General features: G+C 70.1%; 18 protein-coding genes. 9 read left to right on the plus strand and 9 right to left on the minus strand.

Annotated features, from left to right (window positions below; genetic code table 11):
• Positions 1-224: 224 nt before the first annotated feature.
• The 4 genes from IU449_RS01280 to IU449_RS01295 all read left to right on the plus strand — a co-directional run bounded on the left by IU449_RS01280 (position 225) and on the right by IU449_RS01295 (position 6,264).
• A complete protein-coding gene (locus IU449_RS01280) occupies positions 225-1,595 on the plus strand; it encodes a hypothetical protein (protein WP_195000136.1) in 1,371 nt (456 codons plus the stop codon).
• Positions 1,592-3,199, plus strand: a complete 1,608-nt coding sequence (locus IU449_RS01285) for a hypothetical protein (protein ID WP_195000137.1) — start codon at positions 1,592-1,594, stop codon at positions 3,197-3,199. The genes IU449_RS01280 and IU449_RS01285 overlap by 4 nt, the downstream gene beginning before the upstream one ends.
• Positions 3,196-4,539 (plus strand): hypothetical protein, encoded by a 1,344-nt coding sequence (locus tag IU449_RS01290; protein ID WP_195000138.1) that lies wholly within the window; start codon positions 3,196-3,198, stop codon positions 4,537-4,539. Before IU449_RS01285 ends, IU449_RS01290 begins: the two co-directional genes overlap by 4 nt.
• Before the next feature lie 99 nt (positions 4,540-4,638).
• Positions 4,639-6,264, plus strand: coding sequence for an alkaline phosphatase D family protein (locus tag IU449_RS01295; protein ID WP_228803619.1), 1,626 nt, complete (start codon positions 4,639-4,641; stop codon positions 6,262-6,264).
• On the opposite strand, the gene IU449_RS01300 is transcribed toward IU449_RS01295, so the two are convergent.
• The 7 genes from IU449_RS01300 to IU449_RS01330 form a co-directional block, all read right to left on the minus strand.
• On the minus strand, positions 6,173-7,000 hold the full coding sequence (locus IU449_RS01300; RefSeq protein WP_324188034.1) for a helix-turn-helix domain-containing protein: 828 nt from the start codon (positions 6,998-7,000) through the stop codon (positions 6,173-6,175). The two genes, IU449_RS01295 and IU449_RS01300, sit on opposite strands and share 92 nt — an antisense overlap.
• 242 nt (positions 7,001-7,242) lie before the next feature.
• Positions 7,243-8,325 carry a saccharopine dehydrogenase family protein gene (locus IU449_RS01305; RefSeq protein WP_195000140.1) on the minus strand — a complete coding sequence of 361 codons (1,083 nt, stop codon included), beginning with the start codon at positions 8,323-8,325 and terminating at the stop codon, positions 7,243-7,245.
• A gap of 130 nt (positions 8,326-8,455) precedes the next feature.
• Complete coding sequence (locus tag IU449_RS01310; protein ID WP_195000141.1) at positions 8,456-8,782, minus strand: ScnB; 327 nt, start codon at positions 8,780-8,782, stop codon at positions 8,456-8,458.
• Positions 8,779-9,507, minus strand: coding sequence for a thiocyanate hydrolase subunit gamma (scnC, locus tag IU449_RS01315; protein ID WP_228803621.1), 729 nt, complete (start codon positions 9,505-9,507; stop codon positions 8,779-8,781). Before scnC ends, IU449_RS01310 begins: the two co-directional genes overlap by 4 nt.
• Positions 9,504-9,845 (minus strand): SH3-like domain-containing protein, encoded by a 342-nt coding sequence (locus tag IU449_RS29405; protein WP_195000142.1) that lies wholly within the window; start codon positions 9,843-9,845, stop codon positions 9,504-9,506. Before IU449_RS29405 ends, scnC begins: the two co-directional genes overlap by 4 nt.
• On the minus strand, positions 9,842-10,267 hold the full coding sequence (locus IU449_RS29410; RefSeq protein WP_195000143.1) for an SH3-like domain-containing protein: 426 nt from the start codon (positions 10,265-10,267) through the stop codon (positions 9,842-9,844). Before IU449_RS29410 ends, IU449_RS29405 begins: the two co-directional genes overlap by 4 nt.
• Positions 10,268-10,295: 28 nt before the next feature.
• Positions 10,296-10,775, minus strand: coding sequence for a DUF6764 family protein (locus tag IU449_RS01330; protein ID WP_195000144.1), 480 nt, complete (start codon positions 10,773-10,775; stop codon positions 10,296-10,298).
• Between the two features lie 351 nt (positions 10,776-11,126).
• On the opposite strand from IU449_RS01330, the gene IU449_RS01335 reads away from it, so the two are divergent.
• Both IU449_RS01335 and IU449_RS01340 read left to right on the plus strand, forming a co-directional pair.
• Positions 11,127-11,804, plus strand: a complete 678-nt coding sequence (locus IU449_RS01335) for an LppP/LprE family lipoprotein (protein ID WP_195000145.1) — start codon at positions 11,127-11,129, stop codon at positions 11,802-11,804.
• A 102-nt stretch (positions 11,805-11,906) separates the two neighbouring features.
• Positions 11,907-12,161: a hypothetical protein gene (locus tag IU449_RS01340; RefSeq protein ID WP_195000146.1), complete on the plus strand. Its 255-nt coding sequence runs from the start codon at positions 11,907-11,909 to the stop codon at positions 12,159-12,161.
• A gap of 84 nt (positions 12,162-12,245) precedes the next feature.
• Here the strand turns inward: IU449_RS01340 and IU449_RS01345 are convergent, their stop codons facing one another.
• Entirely contained in the window at positions 12,246-12,548 is a 303-nt protein-coding gene (locus IU449_RS01345) for a helix-turn-helix transcriptional regulator (protein WP_228803623.1), read from the minus strand.
• Positions 12,549-12,936: 388 nt separating this feature from the next.
• On the opposite strand from IU449_RS01345, the gene IU449_RS01350 reads away from it, so the two are divergent.
• Both IU449_RS01350 and IU449_RS01355 read left to right on the plus strand, forming a co-directional pair.
• On the plus strand, positions 12,937-13,329 hold the full coding sequence (locus IU449_RS01350; protein ID WP_195000147.1) for a hypothetical protein: 393 nt from the start codon (positions 12,937-12,939) through the stop codon (positions 13,327-13,329).
• A 320-nt stretch (positions 13,330-13,649) separates the two neighbouring features.
• A complete protein-coding gene (locus IU449_RS01355; protein ID WP_195000148.1) occupies positions 13,650-15,104 on the plus strand; it encodes an MDR family MFS transporter in 1,455 nt (484 codons plus the stop codon).
• 141 nt (positions 15,105-15,245) lie between these two features.
• Here IU449_RS01355 and IU449_RS01360 read toward each other — a convergent pair whose 3' ends face one another.
• Positions 15,246-15,683: a nitroreductase/quinone reductase family protein gene (locus tag IU449_RS01360; RefSeq protein WP_195000149.1), complete on the minus strand. Its 438-nt coding sequence runs from the start codon at positions 15,681-15,683 to the stop codon at positions 15,246-15,248.
• Positions 15,684-15,798: 115 nt separating this feature from the next.
• Between IU449_RS01360 and IU449_RS01365 the strand changes: the two genes are divergently transcribed.
• Positions 15,799-16,479, plus strand: coding sequence for a TetR/AcrR family transcriptional regulator (locus IU449_RS01365; RefSeq protein WP_195000150.1), 681 nt, complete (start codon positions 15,799-15,801; stop codon positions 16,477-16,479).
• The last annotated feature ends 151 nt before the right edge of the window (positions 16,480-16,630 follow it).

Genomic DNA, 16,630 nt, shown 5'->3' on the forward strand with positions numbered 1-16,630 from the left:
GAACGCGAGGCCGGGGCAGGACAGTCCTCGATTCCATCGACATTCCGGTCGCAGTCCACGGTCGGATGACGGTGCCGTGTCATCTGTTCGGCGGATTCCCCGGGCACGTCCGCGCGGGCACAATGCCGTAGGGCATGGTCGGTGCCGGACAATCATCAGCGGCCCCGCACGCCGGGGACGTCGTGAGGGGAGGAATGATGCCGCCGTATCCGAAGGCGAGTTGGGTGAGCGAGTCGTGGTGGGCTCAGGCCTCCGCCGACCGCACCCTCACCCGCCGGAGGCTGGCGGTGCTCTGGTCGAGGGCAGCGGCCGCCCCCAAACCCCGGCACAAGGAGTTCGTCGACGAGCTCAAGGGCTGGTCGGGTCAGCTCGGTGACGGCCGGGAGTGGGTGCGCGCGAAATACGGCTCGCTGGCGGCATTCCTGGCCCGCACCGACAGTGCCCAGGACGAGCCCACGGGCTGGCTCGGGGTGTCGCGGATGTATGCCGACTACGGCGATCCGCTGGCGCGTTTCACCGCCCAGTTCGCGGCGGCGGCGCACGAATACCGACCGCGCGGACTGCCGCACAAGCTCGGCGACTCCGTCAAATGTTATGAGTTGCAGGTCCCCCCGACGGTGCGGGCGGCGATGGTGCGCCAGCACGGCGGCGACGGCGCGGGCGGTGTGCTCGATTCCGCCGCGGCCGCCGACGACTTCGTCGCCGACCCCGACCGCCATCACGACGACTACCGCGTGCTCGCCATGCGCCGCTATGCCTCGGTGCTGCTCGAGAAGCTGGCCGACTTCGCCGACGACCCCCGCGCGCAGGCGGCGTTCGCCGAGCAGATCGCCGCGCTGGCGGTCTTCGGCGACCCCGAGCGACCGCCACGCGCACCGCTGCCGGAGGAGCACGCGCGCGCCGAACAGATGCTCGGGGCGCAGATCCGCGCCGACCGGCGGCTCCGCGAGGACCCCGACCTACCCGAGGCCTACCGGCGTGCCCGCGCGACATTGCTGCGCTGGCAGGTCGAAGGCCGTGAGCTGGTCGACGCCAGGATCATCTACCGAAAGTTGACATCGGCCCGGCTCGACGCCGGGCGGGCGCAGCGACGCGTAGCACGGTCGGAAGTGCTCGTCGACGCCGAAATGCTCTCGGCGCACGCCGATCTCGCGGTGGAAGCCACGGAGTACCGAGAGATACGCGACGCGCAGATCCTCTCGCGCGCCCGCGCCTGCCTGTCCGGGTATCGCGCGCCGAAGCCGGACGGGACGGGCGACTGCTGGGAGAAGTCCCTCGCACTCGGCCTCCTCGCTGCTCCCGGTGAGCTGCTGCCCGCCTCCGCTGATCCGGCTGAACTGGTGCGCACCGCCTGGGAGCAGCGCTGCGCCGAAACCCGTGCCGGGCGACCGGAAGGGGCGGTGTCGGCGTCGGCCGAAACGGCGGCGTGCCTGGTGGACGCTCTGTTGTTCCTGGCCGTCGGGCAGGTGACACAAGTGCGCGACCGGCCCGAGCTGTACCGGGGAGCCGAGGCGGCCCGCCGCATGGCGGTGCGGCACGCGGCGGCGGAGGCCACGCTGGAAAGTCACGGATTCACCGAACGGGTGCCGCGGTGAGCGCCCCGGTCTCCGGCACGGCGGTCATGACGATCGACGATCGGGGTCTGGTGAGCTGGTGGTCCGGGCGCTCGCCCGCGGTGCCCGCCGTCGAGCTGCGACTGGGGCCGGGGATCACCGGACGGATCGATCCGGTGGCCCCGCACCGCCTGCTGTCCTGGGCTGTGGAAGCCGACGCGGCACCGGGTCCGCTCGGCGCCGCGATGGCCGATCCCGAGCTGGCAGATCTGGTGGATCTGCTGCGTGAGGGAGGTGAGGCCGCCTTCACCCTGGACTGTCCCGACCTGACCGGCCCCTGGCGCGAGCGTGCCCGGATCGCGGCTGTCGCCCGCTGGACGATGCGCCCGATCGACCACGGCGCGTTGCTGATCGACGAAGCTGTCGCCGAGCACGCCGCAGGCGGGATGACCGCGGCAGGCAGATTGTTCCGGCACGCCGAATACGCGTTCGCGCAGTTCGGGGACCGTTGCCGCGAGGGCGAACTGTCCGCCTCCGCCGTCGAACTGCTCCGCCTGGCCACACCGGCGGCCGTCGCGCACGGTCTGGAGCAGGCCGCCGCCGAACTGCGCGACGCACTCGACGCCGCCGAAATCGTCGACACCGTGGCGCTGCTCGACGCGGTGCGGCGCTGGTCGACCGACTCCGATGCCCCCAGCGCCGTGTCGGTCGCCGCCATCCTCGGCGGCGACCTCCCGCCTGCCGATGTCGACGACGTCCCGCTCGACCCGACCGTGCTGCCACCGCGCATCATCTCCTGGCACGGCGCCCGTTTCCCCGAACTGCGCGTCGAGCATCACCGTGACACCGACACCTTCCTGCTCAGCGCCCACCTCGCCCCCGGCGTCGACCCGCTGTGCCGCGAGGTCGCCGACCTGCTCGCCTACGCCGCCGACCGCGAGACCGGCGCCCTGCTCGCGGCGACCGCGACGACCACGAACGACGGGCGTGTCGTCGCCGAACTCCCGGCCACCGGAAGGTCGCTGCACACAGTTCATTTCGGGTTGTTCGCCGCGGACATCCCCCCGGCCGTGGTACGTGGCGACCCGATCGGCCGCGTCCTCGTCGACGCCGACCGCGCCCTGATCGACGCCTGGAACCAGCACCGAACCGCCATGGTCACCCTCGCCTCCGTGCCCGCGGGCGCCTGCGAGGCGGAGCTGGAGGAAGCTCGGCTCCGCGGCGAGGAACATCTCGTGCTCGCCGAATCCGCAGCGCTCGACGCGCAGCGCGTCGTGACCGGTCTGCTCACCGAATTCGACGCACCGGGTGCGAGTCGGTTCGGCGGGATCGCCGTCGACGGCGGTCCTGTCACCGAGTGGTTCCCGGAGCCGAACGGAGTCCCGGGTACGAACGGCGAGACGGTTCGGCCGGGCGATTCGGACGACGGTAGCTCGGACGGCGGCTCGAACCTCCATGTTTCCGGCGCGAGCGGAACGACGCCCGCCCGTAGCGTCTCGCGGGACCATCCTCCGCGGCCGACGGACATGCTGATCGCCCGTCTCACCGCGATCGCGGGCTATCTCGACATACTGCGCCGACCCGAGGCCGTCGCCGACCCGCTCACGCTCACCGAACTGATCCCGCCGGAGGAACGGGATCGGTGACCGGTCCTGTCGATGTGCTCGTCCGGGCCACCGACGCCGGCGACACCTACCTCAGCTGGCGCTGGCTCGACGACCCGGCGCACCCGGAATTCGCCGTCCTGCCCGCCGCCCGGGTCGCCGAGGCGGGCGAGTTGCTGGCCACCGGCCTGCCCACGGCGCTGCGCGGCGAGACCGCGGCCGCGGGCGTGCTCCGGGCGTTGACCTCCGGCCCGTTCGCCACCCGAGAGGGAGAACGGGCCCTGTCGGCCGCGCTGACCGACGCGGTGTTCCCGGAGCGACTGCGCAGGCAGATCATCGAACGCGCCCGCACTCCGGCCGGGGTGCGGGTCCGGTGCACACCGAGTCCCCGGCTGGCCCGCATGCCGTGGGAGCTGCTGTTCGTGACCGCCGAGCAGCGGCTGCTCGAGGTCGTCGAATTCGTGCACGAGCCCCCGGCAGCCGTGCACGCCGAACGTCCGCGGCTGCCCGAGAATTGGGAACAGGCCCGTGCGCATCCCGCACTGTTCGTCCTCGACCCGCCGACACCGGGTGGTGCGGTCGGCTACGGGCCGGTTCTGGATCGTTCCGATCAGCTGCTGTTCCTGCGCCGGTTGTCCCGGCACGCCGCCGGAGGCCGGGTGCCCCGCGCCGAACGGGCGAGCGCGATCAGCGCCATGACCCGCCGCGATCTCAGTGCCGCGCTCGCCGTGCCGCGCTCGCGCCTGTTCTACCTGGGGCACGTCTCGGCGCGTTCCGACGAACCGGGGTCGGCCGCCCTGCACCTGTCCGACACCGCGCGGACCTGGGGTGAGGCCGAGCCGCTGCGCCGCGTCGGTCCGGACGGCATGCCGCGCGCCGACCCGCGGGACCATCGCCCGCTGGCAGCGCTGGACCTGTTGCTGGGCACCGTCGATGCCGACGAGCGGGTGTGGCACTCCTACGGCAGCACCGGACCGCAACGCGGTCACGAACTGTGGCCGATGCCGCCGCGGGTGGCGATGATCGCCTGCGAAGGTCACGCCGACTTCCGCGCCGAGGAGACCTTCGGCCTGGTCGTGGCCATGATCCACGCCGGAGCGGGACTGGTGACCACCACCCGGTGGACGTTGCCCGCCGATCGCGAATTCCGCAGGCTCCCCGGTATCGACGCGGACTCCCGGCCGGTCACCGACCTGGCGCTGCGCGTCGACGCCGCCCACGAGGCCGCCGACCCGGTGGCCGACTTGACCGCCTGGCAGCGTGAACGACTCCGCGCCTGGTGCGACGGCACGGCCGAAGTATCGACAGGCACCCCCCTGGTCTGGGCGAGCCCGACGCACACGATCGCCCCACCCCGATCGGTGATCGTGGCCGCCCGGTGAATCACGCGCATGGGCATCTCGGGCGCGCGCTCGCGACCGGACTGCTCGGTCTCGATCAGCGCACAGCCGGGAGCTGAACGCACCCGAGACGAGCGCGGCATGCGTACCGTTTCCGGTATGGCGGAGTTGGTACTCGGTCCGGTGCTGCGGCACGTCGACGCGACGTCCGCGGCCGTGTGGGTGGAGACGGACGCGGCATGCGACGTGGAGGTACTGGGCACTCGCACCCGTACCTTCCAGGTCGGCGAACAGCATTTCGCCCTGGTGATCGTGCGCGGGCTCACCCCGCAGACCTCGACGCCCTACGGAGTCGCCCTCGACGGCACGTCCGTGTGGCCGGAACCGGGTTCGGCGTATCCGCCCTCGACGATCCGCACCCGCCCGGTGGCGACGCTGCTGTTCGGCTCCTGCCGGGCGGCCAAGGCGACGCCGGGCGCGCTGGCGGCGGACACGATCGGTCCCGACGCGCTCGACGCCTACGCGGTGCGGATGAGGGAACTCCCCGAGCGCGAATGGCCCGACTGGCTGGTGCTGCTCGGCGATCAGGTCTATGCCGACGAACCGACCCCCCACATCCGGCAGTGGCTGGTCGACCGGCGCGGGGACGAGGAACCGGTCGGGGAGGTGGTGTCGTTCCGCGAGTACGCCGAGCTCTACCACGAGTCGTGGTCGGACCCGGAGATCCGGTGGCTGATGTCCACCGTGCCCACCTCGATGATCTTCGACGACCACGACGTGCGCGACGACTGGAACACCTCCGATGTCTGGCGAGCGGAGATGGCGCGCAAACCGTGGTGGCGCAGGCGGATCCGCGCCGGGCTCGCGTCCTACTGGGTGTATCAGCATCTGGGCAACCCGGAGCCGGACGAACTGGCCGGCGACCCGCTGTACCGGGCCGTCCTCGAGGCCGACGGCGATGTGCAGACCATGCTGGAGGATTTCGCCGAGGACGCCGACGGGGAGATCGACGGGCGCAAGCCGGTCCGCTGGAGCTATCGCCGCGATTTCGGCCGGACCAGGCTGCTGATGATCGACACCCGCAACGGCCGCATCCTCGAGGGGCAGCGCCTGATGGTCGGCGACGCGGAGTTCGAGTGGATCGAGACCAACGCCGCGAACGAGTCGGGCGACCTCGACCACCTGCTCATCGGCTCCTCGCTGCCCTGGCTGATGCCGCCTGTGCTCAGCCACCTGCAATCCTTGAACGAGCGTGCGGCCGCTCAGCCGGGGTGGCGCGGCAGACTGGGAGAGAAGGTTCGCCAGGGTGCCGACCTCGAACACTGGCCTTCGTTCCGCGCCTCCTTCGAACGGCTCGCCCGGATCATCCAGCGCGTGGGCACAGGGCCGGACGCGCCCGCCACGATCTGTGTGCTCTCCGGCGACGTGCACCACAGCTACGCCGCCCGCGCCACCTTCGCGCGACGCACCGACTCCGCGGTGCTGCAATTGGTGTGCTCCCCGGTCCACAACGCCCCGCCGCGGATCTTCCACCTCGCGTTCGCGTTGTCCTGGGCGAAACCACTCGCGAGCGCGCTGCGCAAGCACGCCGACCGCCGCGGCATCTCGCCCGACCCGGTGCGCTGGGCGAAGGTCAGTGGCCCGCACTTCGGCAACTCCATCGCCACGCTGCGCGTCAGGGGGCGCAGGGCCCGGTTCGTACTGGAGACGGCGCGGGCGAAACGCGGTCTGGTCCGGGTCGCGGATCTGGATCTCGGGTCGGCGTGACCTCCGGCGGGTGCGCCGGAACCAGCGAGTACATCCACCACCGGCGCCGGGGGAAGTCGAATTTCAGGTTGGCCGCGTACATCTCGCACGGTCGCCCGGTATCGGGGTCGTTGACCGCGACGATGGGCCTGGGGATCTCGCGCGGCGGAACCTCGGTGGTCCACAGTTCGGCCCACTCCGGTGCGCGCTCGCAGCTGCCGACGAGCTCGGCGATGCGTTCCGGCGGCACCAGCCCCGGACCCATGATCCGGAACGCGTAGACCATCAGATGGGCCTGTCTGCGCCATTGCGGCAGTGCGGCCCTGGCCGCCGGGTGCAGCATCATCCACTCGATGATGTTGACGCCGGGATCGCAACCGGGGAACCAGCGTGTCCACGCCGCGTTCACGGCGAGTACGTCGAATTCCGGCTGTGACTGGAAGCAGGCCGGGTGCGGAATGCTCTGCAACACGGCGAGATCCGCCGGTGTGACCACGCCTGCTTCGTCATCGAGGGCGGCCGTGAGCCGGGCGGGCAGGGTCAGGCCGACGATGTGATCGCGGATCGTGGGCGGCACCTCGAGCGCGTCGAACAGTGCGGCGAGCGCGTCCTGGGTCGGTGTGCGCGAGCCCTGCTCGATCTTCTGGATCAGCGCGGGCGAGATGGCCGCCGCCTGTGCCAGGGCGGCTCTGGTCATCCCGCCTGCCTCCCGGCGTTCGCGGATGTAGCGCGCGATCGTGTGCGAGCCGGTTGCCACTGCTTCACCTGCTCCCGTGGCTGGAAGTGGGACGGATTGGGACAGCGACCATGGTTGCCCATCCGCGAACCGATACACAACAATTGATCTTGTCGTCCTGACGAGGACGACACCCGGGGGCGGCGCGGCGGCCACCGGACGCGCCGGTGCAGGAGGGGCAGGAGGCGCGTCCGACGGACGCCCGCCACATATGGCACACGGGCGGTCGGGATCACCGGCCGCCCGTGTCCGCAGGTGCGGGACTACCGGCGCAAGCCCGCCGCCTCGGCAGCCGCGGTCAGCGTGTCGAGGCCGAAGGCGTCGACCGGGCCGAGCGCGCCCGTGCCGAGCAGGCCGCCGTCGAGCGCGGTCTGCGCACCCCAGGCGAGGATGGCCGCGGTGAAGTCGTAGGGATCGCCGCCGGTGAGAGTCACCGAGGCCAGGACGCGGCCGGAGGCGTCGGACACTTCGGCGACCGCCCAGGTCCGGGTGCGAGCGCGTGACTCCGGGCCGGGACCGCCGGTCGAGCCCTTGACGATCCGGGCCAGAGCGTTGTCGACGAGTCGCTTCACCGGTGTCATCCGGGTGAGGGCACCGGTGAGCAGCGTGGTGGCCTGCATGCCGCGAGCGGCTGCCGCGGCGGGCACACCGAGGTAGACACCGGCCTCCCGCAGACGCGGATAGGAACGGGTCAGCGCGAAGTGCTCCGACCCCGGCACACTCACCCCGGTATGCGGACGGCCGTCGACCTCGAAGGTGTGCAACCGTGCGCCCATCCGCTCGGCAACGACCCTGCCGCCGCGCAGGGCGAAGCCGGGTTCGAACACCATGCCCGCCATGGAGGCGCGCGTGCCACCGCTGGTGCCCGGGGCGGCGATGAAGTAACCGATCTCCGCGCGCACGGCCTCGGGGGCCTCGCGCAGTGCCAGCCCCGCGGCGAGATTGCCGGGGACATAATCGAATCCGAACGCCGTCAGCAGGCCGGAGCCCGCGGTGCGGGCCCGGTCGTCGTGGTCGAACACGGTGCGGATGAACGGGCCTTCCCCCGTGGAGTCGAAGTAGTGCGCTCCCGCCGCGACGGCGGCCTCCAACGCGGGGCCGCCGAATCGCAGAAACGGCCCGACGGTCGTCACCAGAACATCGCCCCGGCCCAGCAGGGCGCGCACCGAGGCGGGATCGGTCACGTCGGCCACCGCGGTCTCCGCACCCCCGATGTCGGCGGCCAACTTCGCCAGCGCGCCGGCGTTGCGTCCGGCCAGGACCGGGGTCGCGCCCCGGGCGGTCAGCGCTCGGGCGGTGAGGCGGCCGGTGTACCCGGTGGCCCCGAACAACACGATCTTCGGCATGGTGCCCTCACCTGTGTTTCTTCTCGTCGGTCGAACGGAGGACGGAGCGGTCGTAGCCGTCTCCTCCGACCCACCATAGGCAGGCATCGGAAACCCGACCGCTCCTTCGGGCCGCGAACCGGTACCGGTGCTATGTGTGCTCGAACCTGCTGCGCACCAGTTCCATGCGGGTCCGGAGTTCGTCCGCGCTGATCAGGCCGCGTTCGAGCAGTGCGTGCGCGGTGACGACGGCCGAGCGCGCGCGCACCGGGAATTCGCCGTAGACGGTCTCGCCGAGGACGTCTTCGGCATGCCTGCGTTCGAGATTGTCCAATGCGCCTCGCCAGGACAGGCATTCGCAGGTCGCCTGCATGCTCGACTCCCACGGGTCGGGCGTGCCATCGAGTTCCGGCAGGGCGGATTCCCGGGTGGCCCCGGCGGGCAGGGTGCTCAGCAGGACGTCGTAAGGGCTGCTCACGAGCGGACCTCCCGTCGCGTCGCGTCGTCTGTCCGGTGCGGCGGCCGGGTGGCGGTCCAGTCCACCTGGGGGAGGGCGACGCCGATCATGGTGTCGCGGGTGACGATCGCCGCGAGTTGGTCCTCGGTCCAGCCCTCGGTGCCTTCCGGGCGCATCGGCATCACCATGAAGCGGGACTTCTGGTTCGAGTCGTGCACCCGGACCTCGACCTCGGGCGGGAAACGCAGGCCGAACTCGGCGAGCACCTCGCGCGGTCTGCGGACCATGCGCCTGCGGTAGTTCGGCGTGCGATACCAGTCGGGCGACATGCCGAGCACCGGGCGCGGATAGCACGAACACAGTGTGCAGACAATGACGTTGTGCACCTGCGGGGTGTTCTCGAGGACGTAGAAATAGGTGTAGTCGCTCGGGGTGCCCGAGCCGGTGGGGTCGCGCCAGTCGATGCCGATCTCCTTGCAGGTCTCGGTGCCGTCGGCGAGCAGCCGTGACTTGAAGTCCGGGTCGAGCCACGCGCGTGCGACCAGCCGCGACCCACCGTGCGGGCCCACCGCCTCGGCCCACTCGGAGAAGCGCCGGTGATCCTCGTGCGAGAACAGGCCCTTCTCGATGGCGAGTTCGCGGATCGCCGTCTCGAGGATCTCGAATTCGCTGATCTCCGCACCGGTCTGGATCGGAGCGTGCGCGTCGTGGTCGTGGTCGTGGCTGTGATCGTGCTGATGCGTCAAGGGGATTCGTCCTCCTCGGTGGGGTCGGTCTCCTGTGCGGGTTCCAGCCAGCGTTCGGACACTTCGGTCTCGAGGGTGTCCGCGGCACAGCCGGTGTAGTCGGGCCACAGTTCCCTCTGCTGGAACCGGACCACGTAGAACGGCTCGAAGCGGCCGTCGTCGCGGCCCCATGCCTCGTCCTCGGGGATGACCCATTCGGGCCGGTACTCCACGACGACGCCGGTGTGGCCGCGGGTGTAGGCCTGGGTGCGCGTGTGGAACATGCTCGTGGCATCGCGAATGGTCACCCGGTCGCCGATGCCGAATCTCCGGTTCGCCGGTGTCGGCTCCGAGGTCATCGGCGCACCCCCGACCTGGCGCGGACCTCGTCGATCTTCGCCGAGAGTTCGTCCGGAGTGATCAGGCCCTTGTCGACGAGCGTCTTGGCCGCGACGGTGATCCACCTGGCGTAGTAGGGCAGACCGAAGTACTGCGTCGCGCCGAGGTCGTTCTCTCGTCGTCTGCGCTCCTCGGCGTTCCACACCCCGCGCCAGGCGAGACATTCGCAGGTGACGTAGGTGCTCATCTCCCAGGCTTGTTCCTCCTTCTCCAGGTAGTCGACCGGGAGGTCCGGCTGGCCGCCGACATCGTGCAGGACGTGCCGCAGGGCGGCGTACATCTCGTTGGAGATCTCGTACGGGGAGTCCAGCGGTTGCCGGACGGCGGGGGCGATGCCGGCGACGCGTTGCTGCAATGAATCGAATCCGAGCGGTGCGCTCATGGGGACTCCACGGATGTCGGTCGGCAGGTCAGCCCATCGAGAGACAGCCCTGGAAGGTCTGGAAGTCGCCGGCGAAGCCCATGCCGCCGGTGCAGGTCGGGGTCGATGTTCCGGTGACTGTCACCGTCGCGCCGGGACCCGCGATGCCGATCGACAGTCCGGGCCGGACACCGGTGGTGGTCACTGTCGCGCCGGGGCCGAGGGCGATGGCCGCGGGGCCCGACCACGGGGTCGCCGCGGAGGTCGCCACGCCGCCGTTCTGGGCGATGGCCAGCGACAGGCTGGTCGGACTCGCCTGGGCCGATGCCTCTCCTCCGACTCCATAGGCGGCCGCGGCGCCGCCTGCGGCGCTGGTCGCCGAACATTCGGCGTCCTGCACGGTGACGGTGACCGCATTCGCGCCCGCCGCCGGGCAGGAAGCGGACTCGGCGGCGGCTTGTGGGGCGGACAGCAGACACAGGGCCGCGAACGGCGTGGCTGCGAGCAGGGCGGCGGTTCCACGATGCATGGCTACTCCTCGGCGTGACCAGGAGTGCCGAGGGCAGTGATACAGGCCGTCGTCGCCGGTCACGCGGTTGTCGGTGCGGTGCTCTGGCGTGGATCTCAGTGGCGGGCCGCCGCTCGTGGCAATGCCGGCGGCGGCACCCAGGTTCTACGCTAGCCCGCATTCGATGCGTCTTCGATACAGATTCGGTCACGGCTGCGCGACACGCGTGTCGCCGCTGCCGGTCGTTAACACCCGCGAGAACGCCCCTGATACCTCCTTCGATGGGGGACAACATGATTCGGGACATCTCGATCTCGGTGAGGTTCGTCGGCGCAGGTCCGCGACGCCGGGACGATCGACAGAGGGGTGCACATGAACGTCAGAATTCCGGCCCTGGCGACGTTGGCCGTGATAGCCGGTCTGCTCACGGGCTGCGACGGAGACGACGGGCCGATCACGCCGCCGAACAGCGTCGCGGCGCCGACCGGAGCCTCCCGACCCGGTGGCGCGGAACCCACCGCCGTCGATTCGACGAACGAGCCCGGCGTGCCGACGCAGGCCACCCCGGCTCCGACGCCGGCGGGTGATCCCGGTGCCGTGACCGGGCCGGCCGAGACCGCACCGGGGACATCGGAGGGCAGCGGCAACGAAATGTGCCTCGACCCCGACTCCGGCCTGGTCACTTCCGCGATCGCCGGTCTCGAGCCGACGGCGTCCGGCGAGCCGTGGAGGATTCGGGAGGTGGGTACGGATCCGGTCTCGCAGGGATGCGACGACCTGCTGTCCTATGTGGCGGTGGAAGGGTCGGGCATGCACCCGGCTGTGTACTACCTGTTCTTCACCGAGGGCCGCTACCTGGGCACCGGCTCGGACCAGCCCTATGCCTATACGAACGTCATCGACAAGGCGCCTCAGACGGTGTCGGTCGAATACCGGTGGCAGCGTGCGGAAGATCCGGGGTGCTGCCCGCAGGGGGGCCCGAATCTGGTCGTCTACTACCTTTCCGTCGACGGCGTCCTGACGGTCAACGGAGAGTTCCCACCCCGCTGACGCCGGTGGCGTGTCCTCCATACGATGCAGCACGTTTGGGTGAGACTGGCGATGGTATGTCCTGTTCGGGTAGATCCATGTGCGCACTTTCAAGGAGGAAACGTGCAGCAGTCAGCGACCGGCGTCTTCCGAGTTCGATTCGCCCCATCGATCAGCGCCGAGCCCGGCGGCCTCGCGGGCCCGGCGCCGTCCGACGAGCCCGCCCAATTCGCCAGGGAGTTGAAGGCGGCGGGCGCGATGGTCGTCCACGGCGCCTACCCCGACCCGGTCACCATCGGCGCCAGCCGCGCCGCCGCCGCCCGGATCGGGAATCTGTCCTTCGTCGAAGTCGTCGATCCGTTGGTCGACCCGGACTGATCCGGCCACGGAGATCAGCCCGCCGGGGCCACACGTCGGTGTGTCCGGCTGCCGGTGGTGGTCATGGCACACGTGGGGATCACTTCAGAGATCGTCGATTTCGAGATAACCGTCCTGGAGCGCGCGGGCCATCAATGCCGCCTTGGTGGGCGCCGATCGCCCGACGCGGTCGTACTTGCCCCTGATCCTGGTCAGGTGCGTATTCAGGGTTCCCAGGGCGATGTGCAGATCACGGCAGACTTCGGCCTTGGAATCGCGTGCGATCCAGGCCAGCAGAATCTCGATCTCACGCGCGCTCAGCGCGGGCGTTCGAGGCAGGTCGGACACCGTTCGTCGCGCGCGTGTCGTCGGCCGCGCGGGCTCGCGTTCCTCGGGGGTCGACATCATCCTGGTCATTCCTCCGCGATGCCGATCCGGCGTGGTTGTGCGCGCAGAGTGCGATCGCCCGGCATCGATCCTCCTAGGACTCGGCCCCTCGGTGTGGCAACCTCCGGGCATTGCAGAGATTCTGAAGCAGGCGCGACCCGGGCGTCGACCGGTTCGGTAGGTGTCTCGCCGGTAACCACGGGCTGTGTCGGTCGAACGCACGACTGTCGGGCGAGCGCGGAGACCGACCACACTGATCGTGCGCGCGGCGTGACCCGGGCCGTGCCGGAAGGCTCGCGCGAAACCGGATGCCCGCACGCACGGCACGATTCGAGTCAGGAGGAGCGATGCCGTGCGCGCGAACGCATCAGAGGGCATCGTGGTACGTTCCAGCGCCGAGGATCCCGTGATGTCGATCGGTCCGGTACCGGAGTTCGCCGTCGTCGTGCCCGCCCGCGAACTGGGCGCGCTCATCATGGCCGTGCACGAGATCGCCGAGGATGCGGCGATCCGGCGCTTCCTGCGCGTGGACAATGTGTTCGATTTCGTCGCCCCTACGCTCGCCGATCTGAAGCTGGACGTGGCATACGCCAGGCACGACGGATCCCGACGTCCGCTGGCCGCACTGGCGGTCACCCATCGCGGCGCCACCGTCGACATCGTCTTCGAGCGCGCCGGAATCGGTTGTGTGCGCGCGCGCTTCTGCCCCGGCCGGGGCGCGGGGGACCCCGAGTTCGGACGGGCTGCCGCACTGGCGCGGTTCCTGTCCGAACGGACCGCGACCGCGCTGCCGGTGGAGTGAACGACGAGCGAACGACGATGGTGTGCCTCATCGTGGCGCGCGAGATCGGCCACTGCGGGCACACGATCGATCCGCCCGTGTGCGGCAATCCGGAAGCACAGCGGGGATGGGAGTCGGACAACACACCGGCGATGGGTGCCGACTCACGGTAGGCGAAAAATCAGATGCTTTGTGTCGGTGGGTCCGGAGATACTGACACGCCCGATGACTTCGAGCCCTGAATCCCGTCTGTTCCGGTAGGCCCGGACGAGGCGATGGTGTCGTGCTCGATCGGGCTGTCCATGCCGTTGTCCCGCCGTGCCACCCCCGGAGGTATCCGAATGATCGTCGAACGAGCCGCTCCGCCACCGAGAACGCGGACGCCGTTGGTCGTCCGGGTATTGGTGCTTGCGACGTTCGTGGTGATCCTCAACGAGACCATCATGATGAACGCCATCCCTCGTCTCATGACGGACCTGGAGGTCACCGAGCGCGCGGCCCAGTGGGTGTCGACGGCCTTCATGTTGACGATGGCGGCCGTCATCCCCACCACCGGCTGGTTCCTGCACCGGGTGTCGACCCGCACGGCGTACGCGGTCGCCATGGGCGTATTCCTCACCGGCACCGCTCTGTCGGCGGCGGCGCCGACGTTCGCCGTGCTGTTGATCGGGCGCATCATCCAGGCCTTCGGGACCGCGGTGATGATGCCGTTGCTCATGACCACCCTGATGACGGTGGTCGCCGAGCGTGATCGCGGCCGAGTGATGGGCCAGGTCACGCTGGCGATCTCGGTCGCGCCCGCGATGGGACCGGTGGTGTCGGGCCTGGTGTTGCAGGTCGCCTCGTGGCGTTGGCTTTTCGTGCTGGTGTTGCCGATCGCCGGCGTGGTCACCTGGCTGGGATTGCGCCGTCTGGAGAACGTGGGCGAAGTGGAGAAGAGCGAGCTGGACTGGATCGGCGTGGTGCTCTCCGGTCTCGGCTTCGGCGGCCTGGTGTTCGGCCTCAGCCATGTCGAGAGCGGTGATTACGCCGAGCCCGCGCTGATCGCGTCGGCGGGCGTGGCGCTGGTCGCCGTCTTCGTGTTCCGTCAGATCCGCAGGCAGCGCACCGGTTCTCCGCTGCTGGATCTACGCGTGCTGTTGCACCGCAACTACACGATCGCGCTGGGCCTGATGGCGATCGCGTTCCTGGCGATGATGGGTTCGATGATCCTGCTGCCGCTGTACCTGCAGAACCTGCGGGGGCTGAGCCCGCTGGCCACCGGCTTGCTGGTCATGCCGGGCGGCCTGGCGATGGGACTGCTCGGCCCGATCGTCGGCAGGCTCTTCGACCGGTTCGGCGGCCGCGTGCTGGTGATCCCCGGCGCGGTGTGCATCGCCGCCGCGTTGGCCGGTTTCACCCAGATCTCCATGACGATGCCGTACTGGCAGCTGCTCGTCCTGCACATCCTGCTGATGGTGGCCTTGGCCGCCACCTTCACTCCGGTCTTCACCCTCGGTCTCGGCGCCCTCCCGCAGCCGCTGTACTCCCACGGCAGCTCGCTGCTGGGCACCCTGCAGCAGGTGGCGGCCGCTTTCGGCACCGCGCTGGTGGTGACGGTGATGTCGGCCCGCAGCACGGGGCTGCTCGCCGACGGGGTGGCCGCCGAGAGCGCTCAGCTCAGCGGCATGCGGCTCGCGTTCGCCGTCGTCGCCGTACTGTCGCTGGGCGTCGTCGCCATGGCGGCGCTGCTTCCCGCCCGCTCCGAGACCGAGGCGGAATCCGGCGAAGTGGACGAACCACTTCTGGTGCACTGAGCGTGGCGGTTCCGTGGGCCGGCCCGGAAGGGCTCGCCACGGAACCGCCACGCCGGTGAGAACCCGATCCGAATCACCGCATCGACCGCCACGGGTCGGTGCGGTGATTCGGCTCACCGGGGCCTCTTCCCCGAGAACACCTCAGGCGGCGATCCGGAAGACGGGATAGCCTGCCGCGACGCGAAGCAACTCCTCGTCGGAAGCGGTGTGGTCCAGGCCCTCGAAGAAGACGCCCACCTCGAACTTCCAGCGCTCGAGATAGGCGCGCAGGACCGGCGGCTTCTCCTCATCGCGCAACTCGACGGCGGCGAACGGCGTCACCCGCTTGCCCAGGCGCAGTTCGCCGTGACCGTCGGCGGCGCGCAGGTTACGCACCCATTGCGTGTGACCGCGCGGGGCGACGAGGTAGCGCTCGCCGTGCAGGTCGAGGGGATTGACCGGATTGGTACGCCACTCGCCGCTCGTGCGGCCGCGGACCGCCACCAGTTGGGCGCCGTAGAGGCTGAGTCCCTTGCCGGTGACCCACCGGACGGCGTCGTTGAAGAGGTTGCCCAGACGCCCGGCTTCGACGTAACGCATGCCATGTTCTCCTTTGTGAGCACTGCTCTCGATATGGAACAGTGAACACCATGAGGCGCCGTGACGCAAGAGCAGTGCTCTCTTTTCGGTGTGATGCTCTGGCAGACTGGAGGGCATGACCGCGATCCGAACCGCCAGACAGCGAGCCCGCGACGAACTGACCTCCGAGATCAAGCAGGAGGCGAGGAAGCAGCTCGCCGAAGGCGGCTCAGCGCAACTGTCCCTGCGAGCCGTCGCCCGCGCGCTCGGCATGGCGTCGTCGGCCATCTACCGCTACTTCCCCAGCCGGGACGAACTGCTGACGGCTCTCATCGTCGACGCGTACAACGCGCTGGGAGACGCGGCCGAACAGGCCGACCAGCCCGGCGCCCCGGCACGACACCGGTGGTTGCTCGTCTGCGCGGCGGCCCGCAGCTGGGCCCTGGCCCACCCACACGAGTACGCCCTGATCTACGGCTCCCCGGTCCCCGGCTATCAGGCCCCGGCCGAGACCGTGGACTCCGGCAGTCGCGTCGTGCGCCGGTGCGGCGAGATCCTCCGGGCCGGACAGCCGCTGCGCCCCGCTCTCCCGAGCCCGCTGGAACCCGCCCTCATGACACAGATGCGGGCAGTGCTGTCCCGGGAAGACCTGGACCTGGCTCCGGAGGATTTCGTCCGGTTGCTCATCGCCTGGTCCCAGCTGTTCGGGCTCATCAGCTTCGAGTTGTTCGGTCAGTTCACCGGCACAGCCGACCCCGCCGAGGCGTTGTTCGGCCATGCCGCCGCGCAGATGGCCGACTACCTCGGCTTGCGCTGAGCCGTCGCACGCGTCGAAGTCGCGCAGCACACACCCCGATCGCCCTGCGCCGAATACTCACCGCCGAAGATCGGAAACGATCCGACAGCGGACATGGGTGACAACGGCCGCCCACGGACGCGGAGAAGCCGACCTCGTCGTTCGCGCTGAC

The sequence above is a fragment of the Nocardia higoensis genome (genome assembly GCF_015477835.1).
GTDB classification, from domain to species: domain Bacteria; phylum Actinomycetota; class Actinomycetes; order Mycobacteriales; family Mycobacteriaceae; genus Nocardia; species Nocardia higoensis_A.

Excerpts from the sequence above, each read along its gene's own strand:
- IU449_RS01295 (WP_228803619.1), top strand. The coding sequence starts at position 4,639 with ATGCGTACCGTTTCCGGTATGGCGGAGTTGGTACTCGGTCCGGTGCTG.
- IU449_RS01305 (WP_195000140.1), bottom strand. The coding sequence starts at position 8,325 with ATGCCGAAGATCGTGTTGTTCGGGGCCACCGGGTACACCGGCCGCCTC.
- IU449_RS29405 (WP_195000142.1), bottom strand. The coding sequence starts at position 9,845 with ATGACCTCGGAGCCGACACCGGCGAACCGGAGATTCGGCATCGGCGAC.
- IU449_RS29410 (WP_195000143.1), bottom strand. The coding sequence starts at position 10,267 with ATGAGCGCACCGCTCGGATTCGATTCATTGCAGCAACGCGTCGCCGGC.
- IU449_RS01330 (WP_195000144.1), bottom strand. The coding sequence starts at position 10,775 with ATGCATCGTGGAACCGCCGCCCTGCTCGCAGCCACGCCGTTCGCGGCC.
- IU449_RS01335 (WP_195000145.1), top strand. The coding sequence starts at position 11,127 with ATGAACGTCAGAATTCCGGCCCTGGCGACGTTGGCCGTGATAGCCGGT.
- IU449_RS01345 (WP_228803623.1), bottom strand. The coding sequence starts at position 12,548 with ATGATGTCGACCCCCGAGGAACGCGAGCCCGCGCGGCCGACGACACGC.
- IU449_RS01350 (WP_195000147.1), top strand. The coding sequence starts at position 12,937 with ATGTCGATCGGTCCGGTACCGGAGTTCGCCGTCGTCGTGCCCGCCCGC.
- IU449_RS01355 (WP_195000148.1), top strand. The coding sequence starts at position 13,650 with ATGATCGTCGAACGAGCCGCTCCGCCACCGAGAACGCGGACGCCGTTG.
- IU449_RS01360 (WP_195000149.1), bottom strand. The coding sequence starts at position 15,683 with ATGCGTTACGTCGAAGCCGGGCGTCTGGGCAACCTCTTCAACGACGCC.
- IU449_RS01365 (WP_195000150.1), top strand. The coding sequence starts at position 15,799 with ATGACCGCGATCCGAACCGCCAGACAGCGAGCCCGCGACGAACTGACC.